This is a genomic window from Pseudomonas sp. PS02303 (genome assembly GCF_029959925.1).
GTDB lineage: Bacteria > Pseudomonadota > Gammaproteobacteria > Pseudomonadales > Pseudomonadaceae > Aquipseudomonas > Aquipseudomonas mandelii.
On the sequence record NZ_JASCOM010000173.1, the window covers coordinates 1 to 12,645 of the forward strand.

The window sequence follows — 12,645 nt, forward strand, 5'->3', positions numbered from 1 at the left end:
CTCCTACAGGAATGTGTCGTACGCCAATCCTTTGAACGACACATTCCTGTAGGAGCGAGGCTTGCCCGCGAAGGCGTCCTTATAGACGCAGCAGAACTTCCTGCCATGTGGCTGTTTGCCGCACTTTTGCCTGCCAGCCCCCGTGCTTGGTTATACTCCGTGCGATCCGCCTGGAGCGCTCATCAGGAGAGCTCATGCTCGCCCCCGTTCAAATCACTTCCGCCACTCGCCAGAACCTTTGGCGGCTGACCTTCATCCGAACCTTGGTACTCGCCGCTCAGGCCGGTTCCGTGGGCCTGGCCTACTGGTTCGATCTGCTGCCGTTGCCGTGGGTGCAACTGGCGATGACCCTCGGCTGCTCGACGCTGCTGTGCGCGTTCACGGCGGTTCGCCTGCGCACCTCGTGGCCGGTCACCGAGCTGGAATATGCCCTGCAACTGGCCTGTGATCTGTTTATCCACAGTGCCTTGCTGTATTTCTCCGGCGGTTCGACCAACCCGTTCGTTTCCTATTACCTGGTGCCGCTGACCATCGCCGCCGTGACGTTGCCGTGGCGCTACTCGGTGATTCTGTCCGGTATCGCGCTGGCGCTTTATACGTTGTTGCTGGCGCGGTTCTATCCGCTGGAAACCTTCCCCATCGCCCGGGAAAACTTGCAGATCTACGGCATGTGGCTGAGTTTCGCCCTCGCCGCCGCCGTCATCACATTCTTTGCCGCGCGCATGGCCGAAGAGCTGCGCCGCCAGGAAGAACTGCGCGCCATCCGTCGTGAAGAAGGCCTGCGCGACCAGCAATTGCTGGCCGTCGCGACCCAGGCGGCCGGCGCCGCCCATGAGTTGGGCACGCCGTTGGCCACCATGAGCGTGTTGCTCAAGGAAATGCGCCAGGACCATCCCGACCCGCTGTTGCAGGATGATTTAAGCGTGTTGCAAGATCAGGTCAAACTCTGCAAAGAGACCTTGCAGCAACTGGTGCGCGCCGCCGAGGCCAATCGACGCCTGGCGGTGGAAATGCAGGACGTCACCGACTGGCTCGACGAAGCGCTGAACCGCTGGCACTTGATGCGCCCGGAAGCCAGTTACCGTTTCCAACGGCTGGGCCAGGGCACGGTGCCACGCATGGCACCGCCGCCAGACCTGACGCAAGCCTTGCTGAATTTGCTCAACAACGCCGCCGATGCGTGCCCCGAAGGGCTGCAAGTGACGCTGGACTGGAATGCCGAGGACCTGACCATCAGCATTCGCGACCATGGCGCCGGCGTGCCGCTGGCCATTGCCGAACAGATTGGCAAGCCGTTTTTTACCACCAAGGGCAAAGGTTTCGGCCTCGGCCTGTTTTTGAGCAAGGCCAGCGTGACACGCGCCGGCGGCTCAGTGAAACTCTACAGTCATGAGGAAGGCGGCACGCTCACCGAGCTGCGCCTGCCCCGTGTCGCCCGAGGAGACGAACATGAGTGACGAGATCCAAGTTGAAGGCGAAGAACTGCCGCATTTGCTGCTGGTAGACGACGATGCAACCTTTACCCGTGTGATGGCCCGCGCCATGGCCCGCCGTGGTTTTCGCGTCAGCACCGCCGGTTCCGCCGAAGAAGGGCTGACCATCGCCCAGGCCGACATCCCGGATTACGCCGCGCTGGACCTGAAAATGGACGGCGACTCAGGCCTGGTGTTGCTGCCCAAACTGCTCGAACTTGACCCGGAAATGCGCGTGGTGATCCTCACCGGCTACTCGAGCATTGCCACCGCCGTCGAGGCGATCAAGCGCGGCGCTTGCAACTATCTGTGCAAGCCGGCTGACGCTGACGACGTGCTGGCCGCGCTGCTTTCCGAGCATGCTGACCTCGACACCCTGGTGCCAGAAAACCCGATGTCGGTGGACCGCCTGCAATGGGAGCACATCCAGCGCGTACTGACCGAACACGAAGGCAACATCTCCGCCACTGCCCGCGCCTTGGGCATGCACCGCCGCACGCTGCAGCGCAAACTGCAAAAGCGTCCGGTCCGCCGCTGAACGGACGCTGAACGATTAACGCCAGCCCTCGCGATAACCCGAACCGATCATCTATGATCGGTTCGGGTGTGTTCTTTTCTTTATCGAGCCTTTTCCATGAATCAGAACGCTGAGTATTCCGCGGTCAACGATGCTGTGCGCGGGCAGTTTTTTCGCAAAGTCTGGGCGATGACCACGCCGTATTGGCGCAGCGAAGAGAAGGGCAAGGCCTGGACATTGCTGATCGCCGTGATTGCGCTGTCACTGTTCAGCGTGGCGATTTCGGTGTGGGTCAACAGTTGGTACAAGGATTTTTACAACGCCCTGCAAAAGAAGGACGAAGCGGCTTTCTGGCAACTGATTCTGTACTTCTGCGGGATTGCTGCGGTGGCGATTCTCGGTGCGGTGTATCGGCTCTACCTGACGCAGATGCTGACGATTCGCTGGCGGGCCTGGCTCACCGAGCAGCACTTCGCCCGTTGGCTCGGTCATAAAAACTACTACCAACTGGAGCAGGGCGGTTACACCGATAACCCTGACCAGCGGATTTCCGAAGACCTCAATAGCTTCACCTCCAATACGCTGGGCCTGGGGCTGGGCCTGATCCGCAACGTCGTCAGTCTGGTGTCGTTTTCGATCATTCTGTGGGGTGTGTCGGGCAGCATCGAAGTGTTCGGTTTCACCATCCCCGGCTACATGTTCTGGTGCGCTCTGGTTTATGCCGCCGTCGGCAGCTGGCTGACGCACTTGATTGGCCGTCGTTTGATTGGCCTCAACAACAATCAACAACGCTTCGAAGCTGACCTGCGTTTTTCCATGGTGCGAGTTCGCGAGAACGCGGAAAGCATCGCGCTGTACAACGGCGAACCCAATGAAAACCGCCGTCTGAGCGGGCGCTTCGGGCTGGTCTGGCATAACTTCTGGGACATCATGAAAGTGTCCAAGCGCCTGACCTTCTTCACCTCCGGTTATGGCCAGATCGCAATCATTTTCCCGTTTATGGTCGCCGCGCCGCGTTACTTCGCCGGCAAGATCGAGCTTGGCGAGCTGATGCAAATCAACTCCGCGTTCGGCAACGTGCAGGAGAACTTCAGCTGGTTCATCAGCGCCTACCAGGACTTGGCCGCTTGGCGAGCCACCTGTGATCGTCTGCTGAGTTTCCGCCAGGCGATGACCGACAACGAAGAGCGAGCGCCGGCGATTGATGTGCAGAATTCGGGTACAGCCTTGAAGGTGCACAACCTGGGCCTCGATCTGGCCGACGGTCGTCACTTGCTGACCAACGCCGACATGACCGTGGAGGAGGGCGAGCGCGTCATGCTCAGCGGTCGTTCCGGCAGCGGCAAGTCGACCTTGCTGCGGGCGATGGGGCACCTGTGGCCGGCGGGTCATGGCAGCATTCGTCTGCCGACGGCGCGTTACCTGTTCCTGCCACAAAAGCCGTATCTGCCGATTGGCACGTTGCGCGAGGCACTGAGTTATCCACAGGCCGGCGGGACTTATCCGCACGAGCGGTATGTGCATGTGCTGGAAACTTGCCGCTTGCCGCACCTCGTTGCGCGCCTGGACGAGGCCAATCACTGGCAGCGCATGCTGTCGCCGGGTGAACAGCAACGGCTGGCCTTCGCTCGTGCGCTGCTCTATGCACCACAGTGGTTGTACATGGACGAGGCGACGTCGGCGATGGACGAAGAGGATGAGGCGTCGCTGTATCAGGCCTTGATCGATGAAATACCGGGGTTGAGCATCGTCAGCGTCGGGCATCGCAGCAGTCTGAAGCGTTTCCACCCACGGCATGTGCGCATTGAAAATGGTCATCTGGTGGACCAGACCGTGATCGCATAACACCACAATCCGTGTGGGAACGAGCTTTTGTGGCGAGGGGATTTATCCCCGTTCGGCGACGCAGCCGTCGCAAAACCACTGCATTCGGCATACCTGATGCACCGAGGCTGTGGGTTTTGGGATGGCTGCGCCATCCAACGGGGATAAATCCCCGCGCCACAGTTGCTCTTACAAAAGTGGGTGGTGGTGATCGTACAACCGCGTTGAGCTATGATGCGGTTTCAGCCGCAATTTTCGAGACAGACGTTCACCATGGAAAACCCGATCGACGCACCACGCCTCCCTCGCAAGCGCCGCAGCCTCGCACAGGAATTGGTGACGGTGCTGTCCGAGCAGATCCGCGACGGCCACCTCAAACGTGGCGACAAATTGCCCACCGAGTCGGCGATCATGGATGCCCATGGCGTCAGCCGAACCGTGGTTCGCGAAGCAATTTCACGTTTGCAGGCCGCTGGCCAGGTGGAAACCCGTCACGGCATCGGCACCTTCGTGCTCGACACCCCGAGCCCGAGCGGTTTTCGCATCGACCCGGCGACCGTGGTCACCCTGCGTGACGTATTGGCGATTCTGGAACTGCGCATCAGCCTCGAAGTGGAGTCCGCCGGCCTCGCTGCACAACGCCGCAGCCCGGAACAGTTGGCCTTGATGCGCGCCGCGCTGGACGCCTTGAATGAAAGTGCCGCCCACGCCAGTGATGCCGTGGCGTCCGACTTCCAGTTCCACCTGCAAATCGCCCTGTCGACCGGTAACCGCTACTTCACCGACATCATGACCCACCTGGGCACCAGCATCATTCCGCGCACCCGCCTGAACTCTGCGCGCCTGGCCCATGATGATCAGCAGCACTACATGAGTCGCCTGAGCCGTGAGCACGAAGAGATTTACGATGCGATTGCACGCCAGGATTCGGATGCGGCGCGGGCGGCAATGCGTTTGCATTTGACGAACAGTCGGGAGCGGCTGCGCCATGCTCATGAAGAGGCTGAGGCGCAGCGCGGCTAGGGGTAAGGATCTTCTACCTCGACCGTTTTGTAATCGACATACTCAATAGTGTTGTTCAGCAACACCTTGAATATTTTCAGGGTGATTTTCCAATACTGGCCGGGCAGTGTTTCAAACTCGACGATGTCATCGACGCTGATATTGAGGTCAAAGTCAGTTGGCGTTTCCAACGCTGCTTGTCTGGTTCTGGCCGGAAAGTTAAAGCGGTGGATTGTGGACATGAGCGTTTGGCCTGTGCAGCAAATGATTGTCTAATTAAGCGTCGTTGTTAGCGGGGGCGAAACTGTAAGAAATAACAGTTTTGATGAACGGTCAGTGCTTACTTCCAGCTATTGCTGTGTTTGTCAGAATGCCATCGCGAGCAGGCTCGCTCCCACAGGGGATCTTCAGTGAACACACTATGGGTGTTTACCCCCGGTCAAATGTGGGAACTAGCCTGCTAGCGATGGGCCGGCAGCTTTAATACTGAATTGTCAGCCTGAGCGCAGAATCGAACGATCTACCCTTACAGCCAATTCAGCCACCCCGGGCTTGGCATCAAACGTCACATCCCCACGCTCATCCACCACCGCCCGTCCAATCACCACGCCCTTGGATAACAACTCAAGCGGCGCTCCCTTCGGCGATTGCCCCGAAGCCAATTCCAGTTTCAATTTGATAGTCATTTCGATCTCCTTATCAGGCGACATTGCCAGTGGGTTTGTAGTCCTTGAGCAGCAAGTAAGTACTCCAGCCCCACCAGTCATCGACGGTGGCGGTGTCGTTCAGGTTGTTGACGTCCTTGCGCCGCAGCACCTTGCTGCCTTCAACCCGGAACAACGGTGAAAAGTTGTTCGCAGGATTTAATACGGCTTGCAGATCCGGGGTCTTTTTCAAGGCGCCAAAATTATCGGGAACCGTGACGGTGCCGCTGAGATACGCCGCAAACACTTCATCCGCCGACACCTGCACCGCCTGATTCACCTGGACACGATTGGCGCTGTCGATGGCGTCGAAGTAGCGTTTGTCGCCATACCCACGCCAGTGATCGCCGGTGCCGTTGCGCACATTGAGGCCGAACTTGCTGTCTTCGTCGTGCATGAAGCGGGTAATCAGTGAGCCCAGATCACTGGGCGTGACCACCGCAGCCAACTGTTTACGCGGTACTCGCAAATGGCCGGCAGAAAACAGGTCGGTCAGGTAGTGATCGGCAAACGCGTTCATCGCGTAGGCCAGTTCCAGCTGCTTTTCATCGTTGCTGCTGTGCGCCTTCACCGCTTGTTGCAGGGCTGCCGTGTGCCCGGAGATATAGGCCAGCAGCGCCCATTCGGCAAAGTGGTCAGCATTATTGGCGGCCAGTTTCAGATAGCGCCCCAAGGGAAACAGCGCCGAGACGAAACTGCCGCCGCCCGTGATTCTGTTCCACTCTTCTGACAACGTATCTCCGAGTGCGTCATACGCCTCGTGAGGCTGTTTGCCGTCTTTGATTGCCTGTTTAACGGCGGCGATTTCCTTCTGCATGACGCCGAGGATCAGCTTGGCTTCGGCATTGGACGCCGGCAGCACCGCCAGCGAGTTGAAGGCATTGGTAAAGCGCTGGACGCGGTCGGCAGGCGTGGCGCCTTCGCTGACTGGTTGATCGGGAATGCCATAAAAGTCACCGCCCAGGGCGACGATCTGACCATATGTCAGCGCCAGTCCATTGGGTAAATGCAGCGCTACCTGCGAGGCGGGCACAGCGGGCGCGTCCTTGATAAAACGCAGCAACGTACCGTCACCGATGGCGGTGTGCTCGCCGCCCTCAAACCTCAGCTGTGGCTTGCCTTTCAAGGCTTTGCCAGGCGTAGCGTTAGTTGTTTGAGGTGCGTCGTGATGTTCGCCGAGCTTCAGCATAAGCGAACTGTTGGCGGTGACGGCGATACCGTCTTCAGTAAAAAGATCGTCCAGGTTCGCGATGATCTGTTCTGGTTTTTCCTGCGGTTGAGCGTGTAGACCTGACATTTCTGGCTCCTTGATATGTCGTCGGTATGCTTCAAGATAACTGTATGTATATACAGCTAATCAGAGCTTAGGTGAGAAATTTCCTACGTCAAGAAAATCCCCTTCCGACACAAATTTCCAGGCGCGACGATGAAATGCAGTTGACGGTTATTATTTAAGTTGTACGATGACCTACAACTCGGCCACAGGCTGAACGCTTTTCTCACACAAACGTTGCTACCCAGGGTGTTCGAATAATGAATCCACAAGAACTGAAGTCCATCCTCTCTTCTGGCCTGCTGTCTTTCCCGGTCACCGATTTCAATGCTCAGGGCGACTTCCATCGCGCGGGCTATATCAAGCGTCTCGAATGGCTGGCCCCATACGGCGCCACGGCGTTGTTCGCCGCAGGCGGCACCGGTGAGTTCTTCTCTCTGGCGGCCAGCGAATATTCGGAAATCATCAAGACCGCCGTCGACACCTGCGAAAACAGCGTGCCGATTCTCGCTGGTGTGGGCGGTTCGACTCGCCAGGCCATCGAGTACGCACAGGAAGCCGAGCGCCTGGGCGCCAAAGGCTTGTTGCTGCTGCCGCACTACTTGACCGAAGCCAGCCAGGACGGCGTTGCCGCCCACGTTGAAGCCGTGTGCAAATCGGTGAACATCGGCGTGGTGGTTTACAACCGCAACGTCTGCCGCCTGACCGCGCCATTGCTGGAACGCCTGGCCGAGCGCTGCCCGAACCTGATCGGCTACAAGGATGGCCTGGGCGATATCGAGTTGATGGTATCGATCCGTCGCCGCCTCGGTGATCGCTTCAGCTACCTGGGCGGTTTGCCGACCGCTGAAGTCTATGCCGCTGCTTACAAGGCATTGGGCGTACCGGTCTACTCCTCGGCGGTGTTCAACTTCATCCCGAAAACGGCGATGGATTTTTACCACGCCATTGCCCGCGAAGATCACGCCACCGTTGGCAAGATCATCGACGACTTCTTCCTGCCGTACCTGGACATCCGTAACCGCAAAGCCGGTTATGCGGTGAGCATCGTCAAGGCCGGGGCAAAAATTGCCGGTTATGACGCAGGTCCTGTGCGTGCACCGCTGACCGATCTGCTGCCAGAAGAGTACGAAGCTCTGGCTGCGCTGATCGACAAGCAAGGTGCGCAGTAACACACCCGATTAATAAGGCCGCTGAGCAATCAGCGGCCTTTTGCGTGAGGAGATTGTTGTGGCTGATACAAAGCGTTTCGATAACTACATCAACGGTGAATGGGTGGCGGGCAGTGATTACTGCGCCAACATCAACCCGTCCGAACTGACCGACACCATCGGCGACTACGCCAAGGCTGATCTGGCCCAGGTCCACGCCGCCATCGACGCCGCTCGCGCTGCGTTTCCGGCCTGGTCGACTTCGGGCATTCAGGCTCGCCATGATTCACTGGATAAAGTCGGCACCGAAATCCTCGCCCGCCGCGAAGAGCTTGGCACCTTGCTGGCCCGGGAAGAGGGCAAGACCCTGCCTGAAGCCATCGGCGAAGTGACCCGCGCCGGTAACATCTTCAAGTTCTTCGCCGGTGAGTGCCTGCGTCTGTCCGGCGACTACTTGCCGTCGGTGCGCCCGGGTGTGAACGTCGAAGTCACTCGCGAAGCCTTGGGCGTCGTTGGCCTGATCACCCCGTGGAACTTCCCGATCGCGATCCCTTCGTGGAAAATCGCCCCGGCCTTGGCCTACGGCAACTGCGTCGTGCTGAAACCGGCCGATCTGGTGCCGGGTTGCGCCTGGGCGCTGGCGGAAATCATCTCCCGCGCAGGCTTCCCGGCCGGCGTCTTCAACCTGGTGATGGGCAGCGGTCGCGTGGTTGGCGATGCGCTGGTGCAGAGCCCGAAAGTCGACGGCATCAGCTTCACCGGTTCTGTCGGTGTCGGTCGTCAGATCGCCGTCAGCTGCGTCTCGCGTCAGGCCAAGGTTCAGCTGGAAATGGGTGGCAAGAACCCGCAGATCATTCTCGACGATGCCGACCTGAAGCAAGCGGTCGAGCTGTCGGTGCAGAGCGCGTTCTATTCCACCGGTCAGCGTTGCACGGCGTCGAGCCGCTTCATCGTCACCGCCGGGATTCACGACAAGTTCGTCGAAGCCATGGCCGAGCGCATGAAGTCGATCAAGGTCGGTCACGCGTTGAAAACCGGCACCGACATCGGTCCGGTCGTCTCGCAAGCGCAGCTTGAACAGGACATGAAGTACATCGACATTGGCCAGTCCGAAGGTGCTCGTCTGGTCAGCGGCGGCGACTTGGTGACTTGCGACACCGAAGGCTACTACCTCGCGCCAACGCTGTTTGCCGACAGCACAGCTGCGATGCGCATCAGCCGTGAAGAGATCTTTGGCCCGGTGGCGAACATCGTTCGCGTCGCCGATTACGACGCCGCGCTGGCCATGGCCAACGACACCGAATTCGGTCTGTCGGCGGGCATCGCCACCACGTCGCTGAAGTACGCCAACCACTTCAAGCGCCACTCCCAGGCCGGGATGGTGATGGTCAACCTGCCGACGGCGGGCGTGGATTACCACGTTCCATTCGGCGGGCGTAAAGGTTCATCCTATGGTTCCCGCGAGCAAGGTCGCTACGCGCAAGAGTTCTACACGGTCGTGAAGACCAGCTACATCGGTTCGTAACGCAACACCCTCTGTGGGAGCGAGCCTGCTCGCGAAGGTCTTGAGGACGCGGCGGTAAACCTGATGCCCCGCGTCATCGTTGACCACCATCGCGAGCAGGCTTGCTCCCACAGAAAAACCAAAGATTCACCCGCGCATAAAAATAATCAGTGGGAGTACATGTACATGCAAGCGACCAAGCCGACTCACGTCCGCTATTTGATTTTGCTCATGCTTTTCCTGGTGACCACGATCAACTACGCCGACCGGGCCACTATCGCCATCGCGGGCTCCAGCCTGCAAAAAGACCTCGGCATCGACGCGGTCACCCTCGGTTACATCTTCTCTGCATTCGGTTGGGCTTACGTGGCCGGGCAAATTCCCGGTGGCTGGCTGCTGGACCGTTTCGGCTCGAAAAAGATCTACGCGCTAAGCATTTTCACCTGGTCGCTGTTCACCGTTCTGCAGGGCTATGTCGGCGAATTCGGCATGTCCACCGCAGTGGTTGCGCTGTTCATGCTGCGCTTCCTGGTGGGCTTGGCCGAAGCGCCATCCTTCCCGGGTAACGCCCGTATCGTCGCGGCCTGGTTCCCGACGGCTGAACGCGGCACGGCCTCGGCGATCTTCAACTCGGCGCAGTACTTCGCCACCGTGTTGTTCGCACCGCTGATGGGCTGGATCGTCTACAGCTTCGGCTGGCAGCACGTGTTTATCGTCATGGGCGTGATCGGCATCATCTTCTCGGGGATCTGGCTGAAGGTGATCTACAGCCCGCGCCAGCACCCGATGATCAACGACGCCGAGTTCAAGCACATCGCCGACAACGGCGGCATGGTCGACATGGACCAGGACAAAGGCAAGGGCAAAAAAGGCGACGGTCCGAAGTGGGACTACATCCGCCAGTTGCTGACCAACCGCATGATGCTCGGCGTGTATCTGGGCCAGTACTGCATCAACGGCATCACGTACTTCTTCCTGACCTGGTTCCCGGTGTACCTGGTGCAAGAACGCGGCATGACCATCCTCAAGGCCGGTTTCATTGCTTCGTTGCCGGCGATCTGCGGCTTTATCGGGGGGGTGCTTGGCGGGGTGATTTCCGATTACCTGCTGCGCAAGGGCCATTCCCTGACCTTCGCTCGCAAGGCACCGATCATCGCGGGTTTGCTGGTCTCCAGCAGCATCGTGGCGTGCAACTATGTTGATGTCGAGTGGATGGTCGTCGGCTTCATGGCCCTGGCCTTCTTCGGCAAAGGCGTGGGTGCGCTGGGTTGGGCGGTGGTGTCCGACACCTCGCCGAAACAGATTGCCGGCCTGAGCGGTGGCCTGTTCAACACCTTCGGCAACATCGCTTCGATCACCACCCCGATCGTGATCGGCTACATCATCAGCTCCACCGGTTCGTTCAAATGGGCGCTGGTGTTTGTCGGTTGCAACGCACTGGTTGCAGTGTTCAGCTACCTGGTGATCGTCGGTCCGATCAAACGTGTGGTGCTGAAAGAGCCGCCAGTCAGCGGTCCTGAAACCAATAACAAATTGTCTCAAGCGCATTCCTGAGGAGCGGCGTCATGCAGTTGATTGAACATTCCGACTCGCCGCGCTACATCCGCCTGCACGAGCGGGACAACGTCGTGATCGTGGTCAACGACCAAGGCGTACCGGCCGGTACCGAGTTTCCAGATGGCCTGGTGACGGTGGACTTCGTGCCGCAGAGCCATAAAGTCACCCTCGAGGACATTCCCGAAGGCGGCCAGGTGATTCGTTACGGCCAGACCATTGGCTATGCGTTGCAGCCGATCCCGCGCGGCAGCTGGGTCAAGGAAGATCAACTGCGCATGCCCACCGCGCCACCGCTGGACAGCCTGCCGCTGTCCACCGAAGTACCGGCGGCCCAGGCACCGCTGGACGGTTACACCTTCGAGGGGTATCGCAACGCCGACGGGACCGTTGGCACGCGCAATATTCTCGGGATTACGACGACCGTCCAGTGCGTGACCGGCGTGCTCGACCATGCGGTCAAGCGCATCAAGGATGAGTTGCTGCCCAAGTACCCGAACGTCGATGACGTGGTGGCGCTGACCCACAGCTACGGCTGCGGGGTGGCGATCACTGCCACTGACGCGTACATCCCGATCCGCACCGTGCGCAATCTGGCGCGCAACCCGAACCTGGGTGGCGAAGCCTTGGTTATCAGCCTGGGCTGCGAGAAATTGCAGGCCGGGCAGGTGATGCACGAGGGCGACAGCTCGGTGGATTTGAGCGAGCCGTGGTTGTACCGCTTGCAGGATTCGAGTCACGGTTTCACTGAGATGATCGAGCAGATCATGGCGCTGGCCGAGACCCGTTTGAAGAAGCTCGATCAGCGTCGCCGGGAAACTGTGCCGGCGTCCGAGCTGATTCTGGGCATGCAGTGCGGCGGCAGCGATGCGTTTTCCGGCATCACCGCCAACCCTGCGCTGGGTTATGCCTCTGATTTGTTGTTGCGCGCTGGCGCGACGGTGATGTTTTCCGAAGTCACCGAGGTGCGCGACGCGATTTATCTGCTGACCTCCCGCGCGGAAACTGAGGGGGTTGCTCAGGAGCTGGTGCGGGAAATGGACTGGTACGACCGTTACCTGGCCAAGGGTGAGGCGGACCGCAGCGCCAACACCACGCCGGGCAACAAGAAGGGCGGGTTGTCGAACATTGTCGAAAAGTCCTTGGGCTCGATCGTCAAATCCGGTAGCAGTGCGATCAATGGCGTGCTCGGCCCTGGCGAGCGCTTCAAGCGCAAAGGGCTGATCTTCTGCGCGACCCCGGCCAGTGATTTTGTCTGCGGGACGTTGCAGTTGGCGGCGGGGATGAACCTGCATGTGTTCACCACCGGGCGCGGCACGCCTTATGGTTTGGCGATGGCGCCGGTGGTCAAGGTATCGACCCGGACCGAACTGGCACAGCGCTGGCCGGACCTGATCGACATCGATGCCGGGCGTATTGCGACCGGACGCGCTTCGATTGAAGACCTTGGGTGGGAGTTGTTCCACTACTACCTGGACGTGGCGAGCGGCAAGAAGCAGACGTGGGCCGAGCAGCACAAACTGCATAACGACATCACCCTGTTCAACCCGGCGCCGATCACCTGACCCTGTGGCGAGGGAGCTTGCTCCCGCTGGGGCGCGAAGCGGCCTCCAAAATGGGCCTGCTGCGCAGTCCAGCGGGAGC

11 protein-coding genes are annotated in these 12,645 nt (G+C 59.6%); 8 read left to right on the top strand and 3 right to left on the bottom strand.

What is annotated here, in order from left to right; translation table 11 throughout:
* The first annotated feature begins 194 nt into the window (after positions 1-194).
* From QMX98_RS25665 to QMX98_RS25680, 4 genes are all read left to right on the top strand, one after another.
* Entirely contained in the window at positions 195-1,457 is a 1,263-nt protein-coding gene (locus QMX98_RS25665; protein ID WP_010463401.1) for an ATP-binding protein, read from the top strand.
* Complete coding sequence (locus tag QMX98_RS25670) at positions 1,450-2,010, top strand: response regulator transcription factor (RefSeq protein ID WP_007901386.1); 561 nt, start codon at positions 1,450-1,452, stop codon at positions 2,008-2,010. Before QMX98_RS25665 ends, QMX98_RS25670 begins: the two co-directional genes overlap by 8 nt.
* 96 nt (positions 2,011-2,106) lie before the next feature.
* Positions 2,107-3,834 (top strand): ABC transporter ATP-binding protein/permease, encoded by a 1,728-nt coding sequence (locus QMX98_RS25675; protein ID WP_010463398.1) that lies wholly within the window; start codon positions 2,107-2,109, stop codon positions 3,832-3,834.
* A 252-nt stretch (positions 3,835-4,086) separates the two neighbouring features.
* Positions 4,087-4,836: a FadR/GntR family transcriptional regulator gene (locus QMX98_RS25680; RefSeq protein ID WP_031318393.1), complete on the top strand. Its 750-nt coding sequence runs from the start codon at positions 4,087-4,089 to the stop codon at positions 4,834-4,836.
* Here QMX98_RS25680 and QMX98_RS25685 read toward each other — a convergent pair.
* The 3 genes from QMX98_RS25685 to QMX98_RS25695 all read right to left on the bottom strand — a co-directional run bounded on the left by QMX98_RS25685 (position 4,833) and on the right by QMX98_RS25695 (position 6,816).
* Positions 4,833-5,057, bottom strand: a complete 225-nt coding sequence (locus QMX98_RS25685) for a hypothetical protein (protein WP_221108279.1) — start codon at positions 5,055-5,057, stop codon at positions 4,833-4,835. The two genes, QMX98_RS25680 and QMX98_RS25685, sit on opposite strands and share 4 nt — an antisense overlap.
* A gap of 252 nt (positions 5,058-5,309) precedes the next feature.
* Complete coding sequence (locus QMX98_RS25690) at positions 5,310-5,501, bottom strand: hypothetical protein (RefSeq protein WP_221108281.1); 192 nt, start codon at positions 5,499-5,501, stop codon at positions 5,310-5,312.
* A gap of 13 nt (positions 5,502-5,514) precedes the next feature.
* Positions 5,515-6,816, bottom strand: coding sequence for a phospholipase (locus QMX98_RS25695; RefSeq protein WP_282411559.1), 1,302 nt, complete (start codon positions 6,814-6,816; stop codon positions 5,515-5,517).
* Between the two features lie 236 nt (positions 6,817-7,052).
* Between QMX98_RS25695 and kdgD the strand changes: the two genes are divergently transcribed.
* The 4 genes from kdgD (at position 7,053) to garD (ending at position 12,566) form a co-directional block, all read left to right on the top strand.
* The gene (gene kdgD, locus QMX98_RS25700; protein WP_010463384.1) at positions 7,053-7,964 is read left to right on the top strand and encodes a 5-dehydro-4-deoxyglucarate dehydratase; all 912 of its coding nucleotides are present in this window, start codon (positions 7,053-7,055) and stop codon (positions 7,962-7,964) included.
* A gap of 58 nt (positions 7,965-8,022) precedes the next feature.
* Positions 8,023-9,468: an aldehyde dehydrogenase family protein gene (locus tag QMX98_RS25705; protein ID WP_282411560.1), complete on the top strand. Its 1,446-nt coding sequence runs from the start codon at positions 8,023-8,025 to the stop codon at positions 9,466-9,468.
* Positions 9,469-9,633: 165 nt separating this feature from the next.
* Positions 9,634-11,001: an MFS transporter gene (locus QMX98_RS25710; protein ID WP_010463380.1), complete on the top strand. Its 1,368-nt coding sequence runs from the start codon at positions 9,634-9,636 to the stop codon at positions 10,999-11,001.
* Between the two features lie 11 nt (positions 11,002-11,012).
* Entirely contained in the window at positions 11,013-12,566 is a 1,554-nt protein-coding gene (gene garD, locus QMX98_RS25715) for a galactarate dehydratase (protein ID WP_145306986.1), read from the top strand.
* Positions 12,567-12,645 lie beyond the last annotated feature (79 nt).